At 67.6% G+C, this 18,016-nt stretch carries 14 protein-coding genes; 13 read left to right on the top strand and 1 reads right to left on the bottom strand.

What is annotated here, in order from left to right; translation table 11 throughout:
* Positions 1-30 precede the first annotated feature (30 nt).
* The 10 genes from RU01_RS11745 to RU01_RS11700 all read left to right on the top strand — a co-directional run bounded on the left by RU01_RS11745 (position 31) and on the right by RU01_RS11700 (position 12,308).
* The gene (locus RU01_RS11745) at positions 31-750 is read left to right on the top strand and encodes a GAF domain-containing protein (protein ID WP_042574748.1); all 720 of its coding nucleotides are present in this window, start codon (positions 31-33) and stop codon (positions 748-750) included.
* A 160-nt stretch (positions 751-910) separates the two neighbouring features.
* A complete protein-coding gene (locus tag RU01_RS11740) occupies positions 911-2,392 on the top strand; it encodes a sugar transferase (protein WP_231568683.1) in 1,482 nt (493 codons plus the stop codon).
* A 13-nt stretch (positions 2,393-2,405) separates the two neighbouring features.
* On the top strand, positions 2,406-3,767 hold the full coding sequence (locus RU01_RS11735; RefSeq protein WP_042574747.1) for an O-antigen ligase family protein: 1,362 nt from the start codon (positions 2,406-2,408) through the stop codon (positions 3,765-3,767).
* On the top strand, positions 3,677-4,729 hold the full coding sequence (locus tag RU01_RS11730) for a glycosyltransferase family 4 protein (protein ID WP_042574746.1): 1,053 nt from the start codon (positions 3,677-3,679) through the stop codon (positions 4,727-4,729). Before RU01_RS11735 ends, RU01_RS11730 begins: the two co-directional genes overlap by 91 nt.
* Positions 4,729-6,201, top strand: a complete 1,473-nt coding sequence (locus RU01_RS11725; RefSeq protein WP_042574797.1) for a flippase — start codon at positions 4,729-4,731, stop codon at positions 6,199-6,201. Before RU01_RS11730 ends, RU01_RS11725 begins: the two co-directional genes overlap by 1 nt.
* Complete coding sequence (locus RU01_RS11720; RefSeq protein WP_231568682.1) at positions 6,198-7,271, top strand: glycosyltransferase family 4 protein; 1,074 nt, start codon at positions 6,198-6,200, stop codon at positions 7,269-7,271. The genes RU01_RS11725 and RU01_RS11720 overlap by 4 nt, the downstream gene beginning before the upstream one ends.
* 211 nt (positions 7,272-7,482) lie before the next feature.
* Entirely contained in the window at positions 7,483-8,778 is a 1,296-nt protein-coding gene (locus RU01_RS11715) for a hypothetical protein (RefSeq protein WP_197074755.1), read from the top strand.
* Positions 8,765-9,877 (top strand): glycosyltransferase, encoded by a 1,113-nt coding sequence (locus tag RU01_RS11710; protein ID WP_042574745.1) that lies wholly within the window; start codon positions 8,765-8,767, stop codon positions 9,875-9,877. Before RU01_RS11715 ends, RU01_RS11710 begins: the two co-directional genes overlap by 14 nt.
* Entirely contained in the window at positions 9,864-11,132 is a 1,269-nt protein-coding gene (locus RU01_RS11705) for a hypothetical protein (protein ID WP_156148886.1), read from the top strand. The genes RU01_RS11710 and RU01_RS11705 overlap by 14 nt, the downstream gene beginning before the upstream one ends.
* 6 nt (positions 11,133-11,138) lie before the next feature.
* Positions 11,139-12,308: a lipase family protein gene (locus tag RU01_RS11700; protein WP_042574743.1), complete on the top strand. Its 1,170-nt coding sequence runs from the start codon at positions 11,139-11,141 to the stop codon at positions 12,306-12,308.
* A gap of 4 nt (positions 12,309-12,312) precedes the next feature.
* Here RU01_RS11700 and zwf read toward each other — a convergent pair whose 3' ends face one another.
* Positions 12,313-13,758 (bottom strand): glucose-6-phosphate dehydrogenase, encoded by a 1,446-nt coding sequence (gene zwf / locus RU01_RS11695; protein ID WP_042574742.1) that lies wholly within the window; start codon positions 13,756-13,758, stop codon positions 12,313-12,315.
* 123 nt (positions 13,759-13,881) lie between these two features.
* Between zwf and RU01_RS11690 the strand changes: the two genes are divergently transcribed.
* From RU01_RS11690 to RU01_RS11680, 3 genes are all read left to right on the top strand, one after another.
* On the top strand, positions 13,882-15,120 hold the full coding sequence (locus RU01_RS11690) for a L,D-transpeptidase (protein ID WP_042574741.1): 1,239 nt from the start codon (positions 13,882-13,884) through the stop codon (positions 15,118-15,120).
* Positions 15,121-15,276: 156 nt separating this feature from the next.
* Positions 15,277-17,658: an ATP-binding protein gene (locus tag RU01_RS11685; protein ID WP_042574740.1), complete on the top strand. Its 2,382-nt coding sequence runs from the start codon at positions 15,277-15,279 to the stop codon at positions 17,656-17,658.
* Positions 17,659-17,669: 11 nt separating this feature from the next.
* Positions 17,670-18,016 (top strand): J-domain-containing protein (locus RU01_RS11680; protein ID WP_042574739.1); only part of this gene is annotated, 347 nt, incomplete at its 3' end.

Here is an 18,016-nt window from a genome sequence, read left to right as displayed (position 1 = left end):
CACGAAGACACCTGCATTAGTATCGGCGAAATGACGACGGGAAACGACGGCTTCGATGCCCGCCTGAACGAGGTTCTGGAACAGCAGGCCGTGAAGGTGGGCGAGACGGTGCCCGCCTATGTCCGGCGTGCCGTCGTGACACGCCTCGTGAAGGAACTCTCCGAGGCCGACGACACCGATCTGGGCCATCTGCTCAAGCGCCTCGAGGCGACAGCTGATCCCGTGCCCGATACTCCCGCCTCCACGCCGCCGGCAGCATCCGAGCAACCGTCGATCGTCACCGATCCCGATCGTGTTCGCGCTGTCGAGGCCACCGGGCTTCTCGACACCCCGTCCGAACCGGCCTACGACCGCATCGTCGCCATGGCTGCCGATGCGCTGTCGGTGCCGGGTGCCGCGATCTCGCTGATCGACAAGGACCGCCAGTTCATCAAGAGTGCACTCGGTTTCGGACCCGAGGAGGAGCGGCCACGGGCCATCCCTCTCGAGGCCGGCATGTGCCAGCACACCGTGGCGAAGGGCGAACCACTGCTGGTGGAGGACGCCCGCCTCGACGAGAAGTTCAGAAATCACCCCGGCGTCGTGGACAAGACCTTCATCTCCTACCTCGGCATCCCCTTGGTCGACGACGGCGGTCACGCGGTGGGCACGCTGTGCGTCTGGGACGCCGAGCCACGTCAGTGGACGACGGGGCACGTACAGGTACTCAAGGACATTGCGTGGATGGTTCGCGAGCGAATCTTCGAGTGAGCGAACCATTCCGGGCGTGATCTACATTTCTGCGTCGATTCTCTGTCTATCGGTCGCTTTTCCGTAATGGCGCCGTGACCATTCTGAGAAGACAACTCCGAAGAATGGTCTAGTGTTGATCTCGGTCGGTCAACCACTAGGTCCGTACGGAGTGAATCCTGTGTCAGAAACACTGGAATCGCGAGATACGTTGCAGCGCAACGCCCCTGCCACGAGGGTGTCCAAGGAACGTGGATTAGCGGACCGTCTTCGCGTCGATCCTGCACACACGATGGTCACCATCGCAGCGGATGCGACGGCGGCGATCGTGGCTGTCGCCGTGGCGAGATTCTGGCCCGGATCGGGCGACATCGATTACGGCTGGGTGCCGTGGCTGTTCGTGCCACTGGTCCTGCTCATCCTGGCGTCCCGCTCGCTCTACCGGCGCGGCCTCCGACGGAACTTCCTCGACGAGATCGGTCCCGTCGAGACGTCCGTCGCGATGGCCACTCTGCTGGTCCTGACGATCCTGCTGGTCGTGGGCACCGAGTACCGGCCCGGCCTCTTCATGGTCCGCGTGTGGATCGCCGCGGGCATCCTGGTGGCGGTGGCTCGCTTCCTGCGGACCACGATCCAGCGCTACCTCCGCGTGAACCACAAGTCGGCGGCTCCGACACTCATCATCGGCGGCGGCCCGATCGCGCACCAACTGGCGTCACGCATGCATCAGTTCCCCGAGTACGGCCTCGACCCCGTCGGCGTGCTCGACAAGGCCCCTGCGATCGATCCGGAGCCGGACACTCCCGAGGCGCTGGCCGTCCCCTACATGGGCAATCCCGCGCAGCTGGCGCAGGCCATCGAGCAGACGGGCGCCGAGGAGCTCGTCATCGGATTCTCCGACGTTCCGACCGAGAGTCTGGTCAAGGCCATCCGTACTGCCCACTCGAACGGCATGCGCGTCTGGTTGGTTCCGCGCTTGTTCGACACCGTCGGCGTGCGCACCCGCGTCGAGCATCTCGGCGGACTTCCCCTGATGGTGTTGCCGCACACCGACCCCAAGGGGTGGCAGTTCTTCGTCAAGGGCGTCATGGACAGGGTCCTCGCGGGCCTGGGCGTCCTGGTGCTCTCGCCGGTGTTCCTCGTCCTGGCGCTACTGGTCAAGACCAGCTCGCCGGGCCCGATCTTCTTCTCCCAGGACCGCGTGGGCCGTGACGGAAAGACGTTCGGCTGCCTAAAGTTCCGGTCGATGCGTCCGCCTCGCGCGTCCGACGCCGAGTTCGCGCGCGTCGAGGGTTCGGCGCCCGGAGGTGTCGAAGGCGTCGACCGTCGTACCCGCATCGGCAAGCTCATGCGCCAGACCTCGCTCGACGAGTTGCCCCAGTTGCTCAACGTCGTCCGCGGCGACATGAGCCTGGTCGGGCCGCGACCGGAGCGGCCGCACTACGTCGATCTGTTCGAGATGCAGATCCGACGCTACGGCGAACGCCACCGCGTCAAGGCCGGCGTCACCGGGTGGGCTCAGGTACACGGTCTCCGCGGCCAGACGTCCATCGCCGATCGCGCCGAGTGGGACAACTACTACATCGAGAACTGGTCTCTGGCACTCGACGTGAAGATCCTCTTCCTCACGATCGCCGCCGTGCTCAAGAAGGCCGAAGACTGACGGTGGTGCCCCGATGATCGTCGTCGAGGCCTTCGCCGCAGCGCTCGTTCTCCTCGCCGCGTTCTTCGTCGCGCGAGCGGTCTTCTATCGCCCGCAGGTCGGGGTGCTCGTGCTGGCCGCCTTCGTGCCGCTGAACGGTCTCCTGGCCATCCTTCCGCTGCCGGGCCTCGTGGCCGGGTGGAAGGAAGGTCTGGTGATCTTCACGCTCGGATCCGCGTACATCCGTCGCAGCCGGGCACGATCCGGGCGTGCGCCGACCTTGTTGATGCCGTGGTGGCCGGCGGCTGCGCTGTTCGTCGTGTTCGGCGTCGCGTCGGCGTTGTTGTCCTTCGGCGTCATCGGCACCGTGGGCATCAAGGTGACGTTCTTCTACCTGCTGCTCGTCGCGATCCTGTGGCTCGCACCGTTCGACGCCCGCGATCGCGATCACCTGGTCACCGTCCTGATGGGAATGGGCGCCTTCACCTCGCTCGTCGGACTCGCCCAGTTGGCCGTCGGTCCCGCTGTCCTGGTGTCGCTGGGCTACGAGTACGGAACCCAGGTGCGCACCTCCGGCGGCCTGCTGCGCACGTTCAGCACGTTCAACCTCCCGTTCCCGTTCGGTCTGTACGTGATGTTGTCGCTGCTGGTCGGAGGGGCTGTCGCACTGGCGGATCCCCGGCGACGACGGAACCTTCTGTTCCTGTGCGCGAGCCCGTTCATGGTGATCGCGATGTCCAGCGCGATCGTGCGCGCGGCGCTGCTCGGCCTCGCCGTCGGACTGATCTACATGGCGATCATCCGCTTCCGCGCTCTCGGCGGACTTCTCGTGATCGTCGCCGCCCTCGTCGGTGCGATCCTCCCGTTCGTCCCCAAGATCACCTCGGTCTTCTTCTCCTCGAGCAGCCTCAATGAACGCGGTGGCCGCTGGAACGAAGTGATCGAGAAAGTGAAGACCCACCCGTTCGGAGAGGGGCTGGGGTCCAGCGGCGCTGCCGCCGACCGGATCTCGACAGCTCAGGGCACGACGTTCTCCGGACTGTCCACCAATTACCAGCCCGACAACTACTACGTGAAGACAGCTCTCGAACTGGGCCCCATCGGACTCTGGGCCGTGCTGGCGCTGTTGATCACAGCGCTGCTCTGGTGTACCCGACTGTCCCGGACACTGCCCGGGCAGGACGGCGCACTCTCGCTCGGGGTGGGGGCCTCGATCGTCGCCGCGATGTTCGCGTCGCTCGTGGCCACCTATTTCGAGATCTTTCCTATCGACGTGTATTTCTGGCTTCTGTTAGGAGTAGTGGGATGCGCAGCAGCACAACACGGATCGTCTTCGGGGCCCTCGCCCTCCGACCGGGAGGCAGCGGTGTCCAGACATACATCCGCGAGCTCCTGAACGAGCTCCCCCAGCATCTGTCGGGGACCGACCTCGCCGCGGTCGTGCAGAAGGACGCCGTCGGCGAGCTTCCCCGCGCGGTGCGGCCGATGGTCAGACCGGTGTCGGGCGGGGCTGTGCGCGCGGTACTCGGCGCGTTGCCGGTCGGCTCGCACGACGTGGTGCACGGCCTGGATGTCGACCTCCCGTTGATCTCTCGGGGCGCGACAGTTGCGACCGTGCACGACATCTCGGTCATCGACATGCCGTCGGCATCGAGTCGGTTCCGCGCGGCCGGCGAGCAACGGTTGGTGCGGCGATCGCTGCGGACGGCCGATCTCCTCATCGCGGTGTCCCGGTTCACGGCCGATCGCATCAAGGCCGTCAGCGGCCGCGACGCCGCGGTGGTCGAACTCGCCCCGGCAGCATGGGCGACGCCGCCCGACGAGAACGCCGTCGAGGCGGTGCGGGCCAAGTACTCGCTACCCGACACGTTCGTCATGCAGGTGGGCACCGTGGAGCCACGCAAGAACGTCCAGTTGGTCGCCGACGCCGCCGAGGCGCTAGGTGTTCCGTGCCTTCTCGCCGGTGCAGGGTCGACCGGTCCATCCGCTCCCCGCTATGCGACTGGCCTCGGGTACGTCGACGTCGAGGACCTCCCCGCCCTCTACTCGGCCGCCACCATCACCGCGTACGCCTCGCGCTACGAGGGGTTCGGACTGCCTCCTGTCGAAGCGATGGCCTGCGGCGGCGCCGTCGTGGCCAGCGCGGTGGGAGCGCTCCCCGAAGTGGTGGGCAAGGGCGCGGTGCTGCTGGACGACGAACGCGTCGAGTCCTGGGTGGACGCATTCCGACCCCTGCTGTTCGACGCCGCCGCTCGTGAGGACCTCGTCGCCCAAGCGCTGCATGCGATGGCGGACCTCACGTGGGCGCGGACGGCCGAGCGCACCGCGGCGGCCTACCGCGCGGCCGGACTCCTCTGATGGACGACGACATCGTCGGCGACGGTTCGGAGCCTGCCGCACCCGACTATCGGGCTCTGGCCGCCGACCCCAAGGCCGCGGCGCGCGCGACGATCGCCGTGTTGGCGTCGCGAGTGATCGTCGCCGGCCTGGGATGGGTCGGCAGCGTCATCGTCGCCCGCTCACTGAGCCCGGAGGGATGGGGCCAGTTCAGCTTCGTCTTCGCGCTCCTGGGCCTGATGTCGGTGGTGACCGATCTCGGGGTGGGGCGTGTGGTCCTGGCTCGCCTGATGGACGACGACGCCGACGAGATCGGCCGCACCGCATCGTCGTTCCTGGCGTTAAGGACGGTTCTCGGTGTCGTCGGGTACGTCCTGGCCGTCGGCTACGTGCTGATCCTGCAGTACCCCGGTGAGGTCGTTCTCGCGACGGCGCTGGGCGGACTGGTGGTCGTCTTCGCGACGCCGTCCCACGCGTTGTCCGTGTTGTTCCAGGCTCGGCATCGGATGCTGCTCGTCGCGGTCGTCGAGAGTCTGGGCCAGGTCCTGCAACTCGTCCTGACGATCCTGGCCGCGGTGTTCGCACCGGTGTTGCTGATCTTCGTGCTACCCGCGGTGGCGAACGAGGCGTTCCGGGCCGTCGGCAAGGGTCTGGCCGTCCGGCGACGCTCGGTGGGGCTACGCCCGTCGCGGCACATCGACGTCAGCAGGTGGGGGGCGTATCTGCGCGAGGCCGTCCCGCTGGCCATCGGCTTCGCGTTGACCATCGCCATGCTCAAGATCGACGTCCTGATGCTGAGTCTGCTGGACACGTTCGACGCTGTCGGCCTGTACTCCATCGGCTACAAGTTCTCGGACATGATGGACACGATCGCGCTGGCCGCCGTGGCGCCGGTGAGCACGTTGCTGGTGGCGGCGTGGCCGAACGAACTCTCGGTGTTCCGGGCTCGATCCCGTTCCGCGGGAATCTACTTCGCGACGTTCGGTGCCGTCGCGGTCGCGGGATTCTGGCCGTCGGCCGAACCGCTGATCCGCCTGCTCTACGGGGAGCGGTTCACGGCCGGTTCCGACGCGGCCCGATTGTTGGTGCTCGGCGCCGCCCTGATGTCACTGATCCTGCTGGGCATCTTCCTGCTCGCATCCGCAGGAATGCAGCGGCACTATCCGGTGGTCGCTCTGTTCGGCCTCGCGCTCAACATCGCGCTCAACATCGTGCTGATCCCCCACCTGTCCTACAACGGTTCCGCGATCGCGACCGTCGTCACCTTCGCGGTGACGGTGGTGATGCTCTGGATCGTCATCGAGCGCAGCATGCCCATGTCGGGACTGTTGGCCGTGATGCCCGTTCTCTCGCTGGCCGTCGTCACCGCGGCGGTCACGGCGGTCGCCACGCTGGCTGTCGATGCCGCGCCCGCGTTGTGGTTCCTCGTGTCCGTCGTCGCCGCGGTCGTCGTCGGAGCAACCGGATTCGTGCTGTCGAGGAGGGACTCGTGAACACCGTCTTCGTCGGCCACACCTCGAACATCTCGGGCGCGGAGAAGATGCTCCTCGCCGTCGTCGGAGAAGCCGTGCGGTCCGGCGCGGCGGTGACCGTCGTGTGCCCGGAAGGTCGGCTGGCGCAGGCGCTCCCGGCGGAGGCGCAGCATGTGGCGATTCCCGAGTTGGGTCTCGGCGGTGAGCAGGGACCGGCTCGGATCCTGGCCGCGGCACGGATGGCGGCGCGGTGGGTGTCGGCGGCCCGGACCATCCGCTCGTTGTCGCGACGCCCCGGCACCGCCACCGTCGTGAACTCTCTGTTCGCCCTTCCCGCGGCGCAACTCGCCCGACCCCCGCGCGGCGTGTCCTGGCTCGTCCACGACGCCGTCGCCAGCGGTCGGCAACGCGCCGTCGTCTCGATCAGTCGACGCGTGGTGCGGCGCGCGGTCGCGTGCACGGAGGCGGCAGCCGCTCCGGTCCGCGACCTCGGCCTGCCCGCCGAGGTGGTGCCGTACGGCGTGCCGTGGCCGGTGGAGGACTACTTCGCGGCGACGCGGACTCCACCGGTGGTGGGCATGCTCGCACTGCTGACTCCCTGGAAGGGCCACCTCGTCCTTCTCGACGCGATCGCCCGGCTCGACGGCGTGGACGTGGAACTGGCCGGGGGCAATTTCTCCGGAGACCAGGACTATGTCGACGAACTCCGCGCTCGCGCAGAACGTCCGGACCTCGCGGGTCGGGTGCGTTTCCTCGGCCACGTGGATCCCGACGAGGTTCTGCGTCGATGGGACGTCGTCGTGTCCTCCAGTGTGCTTCCCGAGGCCGGCCCCCTGTCGGTCCTCGAAGCGATGTCGCACGGGCTTCCCGTCGTCGCGTCGGATCACGGCGGGCCGACCGAGTTCCTCGCTCACGGAGAAGGAATCCTGGTGCCCGCGGGCGACTCCGGCGCCCTGGCCGACGCGCTGCGCACTCTCCTCGGTGACGACTCCACACGCGCCGAGATGGGGCGACGCGCCCGAGCGACCGTCGCGGCGCGCCACGACAGCGCCGTGACACTTCCGGCGCTGTATTCCGAGTTGATCGCATGAGCGCCGCGGAAATGGCTCGCATCGACCATTCCCCGACGCACCACAATGGGCGTCAGGACGGTTTGGAGGACAGAAACCGGCATTCCGACAAGAGGGTGACACACCACTTCTCGGCATTACCTGGGGTGAACCGCGACCTGCGTATCATCGAATGGGACATGTCGATCCGCGACATTGTGCGCGTTCGCACGAGCGATTCGAGGAGATTCGGTTGGCTCCCGTAGACGACCCGGTGCACCGCGGTGACGTTCCCCCGCCGATCGACCTGGCGGGTCATATGCGTGAACTCGGCCGCGCAGTCGTCCCGGCCCTTCTCGTGGCACTCCTCGTCGGAGCGGCAGTATTCGGCCTCCGCGAGTTCATGACGGAGAAGCAGTACTCGGCGACCGTGGTCACCGAGATCGAACCGGCCGGCGAGATCGTGCCCGGCGACGCGTTCATCGAGCAGCTCCGTGCGCCGTTCATCGGCCTCGCGGCCGACAACGACGTGCTCGAGCAGGTGCTCGCACAGGTGGACACGGGGTGGGATGCGGGCACGCTCGCCTCGCATCTGGAACTGACACCGGGGACCTCGCCCGCGCTGCTCGACTTCACGGTCACCGCCGACTCGCCCGAACAGGCTCTGCAGCTGGTCCGCACGACGGTGGCCACCGTGTCGCAGGCGTCGTCGGCCACGGCGGCACGCAACGCGCAGGGTCAGCTCGAGCAGATCCAGGGCGCCATCGCCGCCGAGGAAGCGCGCAACGCTCAGCTGATTCCCGGCGATCCGGCGCGCACCGCCTCCGACCAGTCGCTGTCGGACCTCAGAACCCAGTTGACGCAACTGCAGTCGACCGGAGGCGGGGACCAACTCGTCGTTCTCGCCGTCCCGGAACAGAGCACCGCCCCCGTCTCCCCCAAGCCCGTGTCCGAGGCGTCGGTGGCCGCGCTGCTCGCGTTGATCGTCGCGGCCGAAGTGATCGTCCTGCTGCGTAGCCGGTTGGGCCGCACACCCAGCCGCGCGTGGGCTCGGCGCATCTCGCGGAAATACGGTGCCGAGTTCGACCCGACCGTGACCACCGGTCTGCCGCCCGTGGTCGCTGCCTCGGTCGCCGCATCGGAACGCGGTGCCGCACCGAACTCCACGGGCTCCGTCGGCGCCCGCCACGCCGCGAACCGCGGACGCACCGAACAGAACGTCCTGGTGCTCGTCGGCGACGACGCCGTCTACCCGGCGCCCACCGCGACATCACCCGGCGGGCAACCCCGTCACCCCGACGCGTTGGTCGGCGCCGACCTCGCCAGCGAGTGGTGGACGTTCATCGACGTGCACGACGTCGAGACGGCGGTGGTGTTGCTGTCCTCCAAGGGGCGTGACCGCAAGACCGCCGAGGCCGCACTTCGGCGCCTGCGCGCTTTCGGACTCCGTACCCACCTCGTGGTACAACCGTCCGGACGTCGGCGCCCGTCCGAACCGGTCATCCAACGACGCCCCGACAAGCAGGTCGAGAACAATGCCAGACACTGACAAGATCGCCATCGTCCACGAGCGGTTCACCGAGGTCGCCGGCTCGGAACACGTCGTCGAGCAACTCGCCCTGCAGTGGCCGGGCGCGCAGGTGTACGCCCCGATCGCCCGACCGGAGGGAACTCCCGCCGGTCTGACGACTCCCCCGCACACCACGTGGCTCAATTCCGTCTACAACGGCATCGGTCAACGCTCGTACGCTCCCGTGCTTCCCCTGATGCCCAGCGCTTTCCGTCGTCTCCCGCTCCGGGATGCCGAGGCCGTCGTGGTCAGCCATCACGCGTTCGCGACGCAAGCCGTCCATGCCACCGACGCACCCGTGATCGCCTACGTCCACAGCCCCGCACGGTGGGCGTGGGATCCCGAACTGCGTGCCGGAGAGGGTGGCGGCCGGGCCGGCGCCGCGATCCTCACGGCACTCTCCGCGGTGGCACGTCGGTGCGAAACGGGCGCCGCCCCCCGCTTGACGACGGTCGTCGCCAACTCGACCGCTGTCGCGGAACGCATCTCGCAGTGGTGGGGGCGTGACGACGCGGTGGTGGTGCATCCGCCGGTGGACACGGAGGGTTTCACACCCGACCCGACGGTGGAACGCGAGGACTTCTTCCTGCTTGCCGGTCGCCTGGTTCCGTACAAGCGACCCGACATCGCGATCCGCGCCGCGGCCCGTGCCGACGTTCCGCTGATCGTCGCCGGTGACGGCCGAGCCATGGAGCAGTGCCGAGCCCTCGCCGGTCCGAGAACCGTGTTCCTCGGTCGCGTGTCGCACGAGAAGCTTCTGCATCTGCACCGCACGGCGCGAGCACTGCTCATGCCCGGCATCGAGGACTTCGGCATCGTCCCCGTGGAATCCATGGCGACGGGCACGCCCGTCATCGCGCTCGGTGAGGGCGGCGCCGTCGACTCTGTCATCCACGGCACGACCGGTCTGCACATCTCCCCCGGTTCGGACGAGCACATCGTCGCGGGCTTCGCCGACGCGATGTCGTCCTTCGATCCGAACCAGTTCGACCGCACCGAGATCCGTGTGTGGGCGGAAGGATTCTCGCGAGCGAACTTCCGTGCCCGGATGCAGGAGGTGATCGATGCCGCAACGTAAGTCCGGGAGCACCTACGCGTCTTCGGAGTTGGACCGCACCTTCGCGCCGGCTCAGACGCTCGCCGTCATCGGCCCCGTCGTGGGCCTCGACGAGGACGCTGTGCGGGCGATGCTGACCGCTGCGGAGAAGGCGTCTCCGACGTCCCGCATCCGCGTCGATGCGCGGGCGGACCGGCGGCACTGGGACTACCGCGAGAACATCGCGTCGGGAACCGCCGTGACGTCCCGGCCCGATCTGGCGACCGACGATCTCGGTGAACTCATGGACCGTGTCCGGACCCGTCCTGGCGAGCGCGCCCCCGTGGAGATCGTGCTGTGCGGCGACTACGTCGTCGTCCACTATTCGCACGGCGTCGGCGACGGTCAGATGGGCGTCACCATGGTCGGTGCCGCGGCGTCCGATCCCGGCCACGCGATGGCCGTCAGCATGGCCCCGTCACTCCCTCGGAACGCGACCTGGAGTGCCGTCCGTCGTCACTTCGGCTCCACACCCTCTGCGGCACGGGACTTCTGGCGCCTCCGCGCCCACCACAAGCGGCGGGAGAGCGCACCGGCCACGCGCCGCATCGAGCACTGGGCCGAGTCCAAGACCACTCGCGCCGCCTACATGGCTCCGGAGCAGGTCGCCGCGTTGCGAGCCTGGGGCAAGGAGCACGCTCCCGGCGCCACCAGTGCGTCGGTGTCCGTGGCTCTGGTGATCGCGGCGCTGCGCAGCGAGGGTGTGGATCTGGACGAGCACGTCATGATCCTGTTCAACTGCCGCCGGTACCTCGACGCGTCGCACCGGGCCGAGCACGGGAACTTCGCCATCGGCATCCCGGTGAAACTCCCGACCCTCCCCACTCCCGGCGACGTCGCGACGGTCATGAAGGAGGTCATCGATTCGGGATGGCCCGTCGCCGTTCTCGCGCTCGCCGATGCCAAGGCCGCCATGAAGGGCCACCGCACGTCCCCGCCGCCTCCGCCCGACGACGTGGTCGTGGTTCCGGAGCGTCCGCGACTCGCTGTCAGCGACCTGGGCACGCTCTCGCTCTACGACCACCTCACCTGGCGTGACGACGGTCGGCCCCGGCAGATGACCGCGGCGCTCGAACCCGACGGTCCCGACGGGATCTCGGTCCTGATCTCCCAGGTCCAGGGCGGCCGTTCGTATTCCGCCTCGTTCTGCGGCGGCATGATCGACGTCGCGGTCGTCGACAGAGCGCTGGCCCGAGCCTGCGCCGACCCGGTCGCCCTCCTCCGCGGTATCGAGTGATGCAGCATGGCCGCGTGCGGGAAGTCGTTCGCGGGCCTCGTGGCCGTCGTACTGGCCTGCGCGGCATGTACGTCGGCACCGTCCTACGTTCCTGAGACACCGACGTCCGCCACCCCCGGCACGTTGCTCGCGGACCCTGTCGACTTCACCGGCTACCCCGCGCTCGCATCGCTGACGTCCACGTCGGTGAGCGTGTTGTACGGATCGACGTCCGGAATCGACGGATCGACCACGGCCGTCAGTGGATTGGTGCTCGTACCCAAGGGTGAACCGCCGCCCGGAGGATGGCCCATCGTGTCCGTCGGACACGCGACGACGGGAACCGACACACGATGCGCTCCGTCACGTCGCATCGGACTGCTCGGATCGCTGACCACCGTGATCCCGTTCCTCGCCAACGGCTACGTCGTGGCGATGACCGACTACCAGGGCTTGGGGGCACCGGGCCCGCATCCGTATCTCGACTCCACGACTGCCGCGTTCAACGTCATCGACATCGTCCGCGCCGCCCGTGAGGTGGAACCCACGACATCCGACACCTGGGTGGGATACGGAGTGTCCCAAGGAGGTCAGGCGGTCTGGGCCGCGAACGAGCAGGCCGGTGACTACGGCGGCGGACTGCGGCTCGCAGGAACGATCAGCATGTCCCCCGCCACCGATCTCACGCCGGTCGTGTCCGCGATGGAAGACGGCACGCTGACCCGCGAGCAGGTTATCCTGCTCCCGTCGGTGCTGAAGGGACTGTCCGTGGCGCATCCCGATCTGGTGACGAGCGACTATCTGCACGGGGAACTGTTCGATCGTCGCGACGTCTTCACGGCGTGCGAGGGAGAGAACAGCGGCCTCCAGAGCTCGATCGCCGAGAGCGTCACGCCCGCCGACTACGCCCCCGTCGATCGAGCTGCTGCAGATCGCCTGCGCGCGTGGCTGTCCGACGCGGGGGTGCCTCGCCGCGCCGCCACCGCACCGATGTTCGTCGGGTACGGCGACCTGGACACCCTCACGCTTCCGGCGTGGACGATCGACGCGGTTCGGCGCGCATGTGCACTCGGTGACACCGTCGAGCTACGTGAGGCAGCAGGGCAGGGCCACGGCATCCTCGACCTGGGAAGTGCACCCGCGGAATGGCTTCGGGGCCGCTACGCCGGCGAACCCGCACCCAGCACCTGCGGGTGAGCGGTCACTTCTTCTCGCGCCACTCCCTCTCGAACGGCAGGCGCCACGCGTCGGGGGCCACGAGCGAATGAATCGCGTTAGGACCCCACGATCCCGGCGCGTAGGTCCGCACCGGGGGCGGATCCGCGAGCAGAGGCGCCGACACCTCCCACAGGCGTTCGATGCCCTCGGAGGTGGTGAACAGGGTGTGGTCTCCGTGCATCGCGTCCAGGATCAGCCGTTCGTACGCCTCCAGAACGTCCGAGGCACTCTCGGTTTCGTGCAGCGCGAACTGCATGCTGAGTTTGTCCAGACGCATCCCCGGGCCAGGACGCTTGCCGTAGAACGACAGCGACACCTTCGACGAGTCGGTCAGGTCGAACGTCAGGTGGTCCGGTCCCTGAGCCCCGACACCGGATCCGGCCGGGAACATCGACTTGGGCGGCTCACGGAACGCGATCGAGATGATGCGCTGGCCCTCGGCCATCTTCTTGCCGGTACGCAGGTAGAACGGCACGCCCGCCCATCGCCAGTTGTCGATGTGACACTTCAGCGCCACGAACGTGTCGGTGTCCGAATCCGGGGCGATCCCCTTCTCCTGCCGGTACCCCGAGTACTGCCCGCGCACCACCTCGCGCGGATCGATGGGCAGCATCGACCGGAAGACCTTGTTCTTCTCCTCCTTGATCGCGTCGGGCTCGAGCGCAGTCGGCGGTTCCATGGCCGTGAACGCCAGCACCTGGAACAGGTGCGTCACCACCATGTCCTTGAACGCACCCGTCGACTCGTAGAACCCGGCGCGACCGTCGAGACCCAGCGTCTCCGGGATGTCGATCTGGACGTGCTGGATGAACGTCCTGTTCCAGATCGGTTCGAACAGTCCGTTGGCGAAGCGGAACGCGAGAATGTTCTGCGCCGGTTCCTTGCCCAGGAAGTGGTCGATCCGGAAGATCTGTTCCTCCGCGAAGGTTCGGTGCACCGCGGCGTTGAGGTCGATCGCGCTGGCCAGGTCGGTGCCGAACGGCTTCTCCATGATGATGCGCGACCGCTCCACCAGGGACGCGTCCGACAGCATGTCGATGACGGCCAGCGCAGCCGACGGCGGCACGGACAGGTAGTGCAGCCGCCTGGTTCCCTCGCCCAACTCCTTCTCCGCGTTCGTGACAGCATCGGAGAGGGCCTGCGGGCCGTCCGACTGCGAGACGTAGGTGAGACGTTTCGCGAACGCCGCCCACTCCTCGTCCGACGGCGTCCTCGAGGAGAACTTCTCGACGGCGTCCTTGGCCATCGCACGGAACTCGTCGCTGGTCATCGCCTCGAGCGAGGTGCCGACGACGCGCATCCGCGGCGCGAGATCGGACAGGACCAGGTGCATCATGCCGGACAGGAGTTTGCGTTTCGCCAGATCACCGGTAGCGCCGAAGAGGACGACGACCTGGGGTGGCAGCGAGTCGGGGACCGATTTCGTCATGTCAGGATGCTTCCACCGAACCGGTCGGCGTGCTCGGCGAAACGCGGAGCGGCAGTGGCATGTCACCGTCTCGCGCTACCGTGGTGCCTACTCTTCCACTCCTCGACCGTCGGAGTTCCGCTCATGTCTCGCCGCCCCCCGTTCCGTACTGCCGTTCTGGCGTGCCTCGCACTCGTGATGCTGCTCGTGTCCGCGTGCACCATCGGTTCCGGCGGTGGCGACACCGGTGGCGCCGCGCCGGAGACGACGCAGGCTGCTCCCGCACCGACGGTGACGGTGGATCCGGCCGACGGCGCCACCGATGTCAACCCGTTGGCGCCGATCAGCGTCGGCGCCACGAACGGGACCATCACCGCGGTGACGATGACGAACGCCGACGGCGTCGTCGTCGACGGGGTGATCACCCCCGACGGATCGACGTGGAAGCCCGCGACGACGCTCGGGTACGGCAAGTCGTACGAGCTGTCGATCGAGACGGCCGCCACCGACGGCGCGGCGCATCAGGAGACGAGTTCGTTCACGACGGTCGCGCCCGACAACTACACGCTCCCGTCGTTCGTCACCGCGGGCGGCAACCTGCTGACCGACGGCGGCACGTTCGGCGTCGGGATCGTGGCCGTCGTGCACTTCGACGAGCCCATCGGTGACCGCGCCGCCGCCGAGAAGACATTGAGCGTGCAGACCACGCCGGCCGTCACCGGCTCCTGGTACTGGGCCGACGATCAGAACGTCCACTGGCGGCCCGAGAACTACTACACCCCCGGAACCGCCGTCACCATCTCCGCGAAGGTCTACGGAGTCGAGGTCGGTGACGGCCTGTTCGGGCAGGAGGATGTCAGCACCTCCTTCACCATCGGCGACTCGCACGTCTCCGTTGCCGACGACAACACCAAGCAGGTCGAGGTCTACGAGAACGGGACACTGATCCGCACCATGCCCACCTCGATGGGCATGGGGGGCAGCGAGACAATCGGCGGACAGACGTTGACCTTCTGGACGCAGCCCGGTGTGTACACCGTCCTGGACAAGGCCAACCCGGTGATCATGGATTCCTCCACGTACGGGCTGCCGGTCAATTCGCGGTTGGGCTACAAGGAGTCCATCAACTACGCGACCCGCATCAGCAACGACGGTATCTACCTGCACGAGCTCGAGGACACCGTCTGGGCGCAGGGCAACACCAACGTCTCGCACGGGTGTCTCAACCTCAGCCGTGCCAACGCGTCGTGGTTCTTCGACTTCTCGGTCCCCGGCGACGTGGTCGAGGTGCGCAACACCGGCGGCGCGCCGCTGCAGCAGTGGCAGAACGGCGACTGGAGCGTGCCGTGGTCGGAGTGGCTCGCCGGGAGTGCGCTCGTCTGATCGGGCATGCCTGAACCGTCACATCTGTCGGCACCACCCCTCCGGCGCCTTTACACTGTACGAAGACGCGACTCGTCTTCGAGCCGCACGCCAGAAAGGGCCCACGAGGAATGCCGGGGATGACGACAGCGCCACTCTCATGACACGCGCGACGCGATGACGACACGGGACGAACTGTTTCCCGGGTCGGACGCGACTTCCGTGGCACACCGTGAGTTCGACTGGTCGTCCACACCGCTCGGCCCCGTGGAGTCGTGGCCCACCGCGTTGGTCACCGCGATCCGTACGGTTCTGCCGTCCCGCGTGGGCATGCTGATCTGGTGGGGCGACGACCTCGTCCAGATCTTCAACGAGGCCTACACGCCCATGGCGGGCGAACTGTTTCCCACGGCAGTGGGCCAACGAGCAGAGGACTGCTGGCACATCGCCTGGGACTCCCTGGGGCCACTCGCGATGGAGGCTCTCGGCGGCACCGCGATCCACCGCACCGAGCAGCGCATCCTGCTGAACCGGTTCGGGTACGTGGAGGAAACGTTCTTCACCTTCTCCTACAGTCCGATCCTCGCCGAGGGAGGCGGAGTCGACGGTGTCTTCGTCGCCACGACCGACGTCACGCAGCAGGTCCTGGCCGATCGACGAATGGCGGTTCTCCGCGATCTGGGAACGATGACAGTCGGCGCGAAGGGCATCGACGCCGTCTGCCGGGAGTCGCTGGATCTGCTGACCGGCAACACGGACATCCCGTTCGCGTCGATCCACCTCCACCAGGACGACGGTCTCGGACCGGCGTCGTTCAGACCTGTCGCCGTCACCACGACCTCGACGACCGCAGCCGTCGATCCCGACGTGATGCTCCGAGTCACGGCCACCGGCGTGGCCGAGAACGTCGAGATGGGCGATCAATCGGCTCTCGTGTTGCCGCTGCGCACATCGTCCGACGAATCGACGGGAGTCCTCGTCGCGGGCATCAGCGAATTCCGCCGACTCGACGATCCCTACCGGGTGTTCCTCGACGTCGTCGCCGACAGGATCTCGACCGCCCTCACCGATGCGTACGCCTACGCTGCCGAAGTTCGTCGGGTGGCCGACCTCGAAGAGTTGGACACCGCGAAGACGAGGTTCTTCGAGAACGTCAGCCACGAATTCCGGACGCCGCTGACGCTGCTGCTCGGCCCGCTCGGGGAGGTCCTCGAGGATCAGCAGAACGCGTTGCCGTCGTCGCACCTGCGGTCCCTGCAGTCGGCACGCCGCGCGGCCCTGCGACTCCAACGACTGGTGGATACCCTCCTCGATGTCGCTCGCGGCGACGCCGGGGGGTTCGAGGTGACGCCCGAACCGACCGACATCGTCGCCCTGACAACGGAATGCGTCTCGATGTTCCGGGACGCCACCGAGCGCTCCGGGGTGACCCTCAGCGTCGACGTCGACGGTGTGCAGGATCCTCACGTCCAGATCGACCGCACGATGTGGACCCACGTCGTCATGAATCTGATCTCGAACGCGGTCAAGTTCACCACCGAAGGGTCGATCACGGTGACGTTGTCCGCGTCCGACCGCGGATTGACCGTGGCCGTCGCCGACACCGGACCCGGCATCTCCGAGGCGGACCGACCCAAGGTGTTCGACCGCTTCTTCCAGGTCCCCAGCATCGACGGACGCAGTCGCGAGGGATCAGGAGTGGGTCTGTCGTTGGTGTCGGACCTGGTCTCCGCGATGGACGGCTCGATCACCGTCGACGGGAACTCCCCTCGCGGCTCGATCTTCACCGTCACCGTTCCCCTGGTTCCGTCCGCCGCACCCGCCGCCGTCGACGCCTCCACGCGGGAAGTCACCGCGGCGCTCGGCGCCGGCTACATCGGTGAGGCCGACATGTGGAGGCCGCTCGAGCCCCGCGCGAGCCAGCCGGCACCCGACCAGCGCCGAGTCGTTCTCGTCGAGGACAACGCCGACATGCGCGACTACCTGGTGGGACTGCTGACAGAACAGAAATGGCACGTCGCGGAGTTCGCCGACGTCGACTCGGCGATCGCGCATTCCCGGCAGAACCCGCCCGATGTCATCGTCAGCGACATCACGCTTCCCGGACGCAGCGGTCTGTCGTTGGTGGACGAGGCACGCTCCGACGGTCGATTGGTGCGGATTCCGATCGTCCTGCTCAGCGCACGTGCCGGGTCGACATCCATCGTGGAGGGCCTGCGCCTGGGCGCGGACGATTACGTGACCAAACCGTTCCAGCCGACGGAGCTGGTGGCGCGTATCAGGGTGCACCTGGAACTGGCGCGACTGCGCGAGCAGCTGCTCGGGCGGGCGGAGCGCGAAGTATCCTCTCTGCGAACAGCTCTGGACAGCCGTAGCGTGCTGAGCCAGGCGGTGGGGGTGATGATGGTGACCGCGCGGATGACGCCCGAGGCCGCGTTCGATCACATCGCGACACAGAGCCAGGCAGCCAACGTCAAGGCGCGGGTCATCGCCGAGAGGATCGTGGCGCAGTTCGTCGAGGACCTGGACAACGACTCGGACACCGCGACGGAGACCTAGGGGCGGCGAGAATGACGCAGCGCAAACCGTGGGACATCAGCGTCCAGACCTGGGTGGACCGACAGATCCGCGAGGCACAGGAGAAGGGCGCGTTCGACGATCTGCCCGGCCTGGGCAAGCCGATCCCCCCGTCCTCGACCGACGAACTGTCGTGGGTGCGTGGGTACCTCGAGCGGGAGAATCTTCCCGGCGACGCGTTGCTTCCCACTCCGCTGCGACTGCGCAAGGAAGTCGAACGCCTCCCCGAGACGCTGCGGGACGTGCGCTCCGAAGAGCAGGTCCGCGCCGTCGTCAAGGACTTGAATGCGCGCATCATGGATTGGCTCCGCGCGCCTGTGGGACCTCAGGTTCCCATCGA

It is taken from the genome of Rhodococcus sp. MEB064 (assembly GCF_000834565.1).
Classification (GTDB): domain Bacteria; phylum Actinomycetota; class Actinomycetes; order Mycobacteriales; family Mycobacteriaceae; genus Rhodococcoides.
Note: the sequence above shows the minus strand (reverse complement) of the source record. Positions and strands in the feature narration are given on the sequence as shown.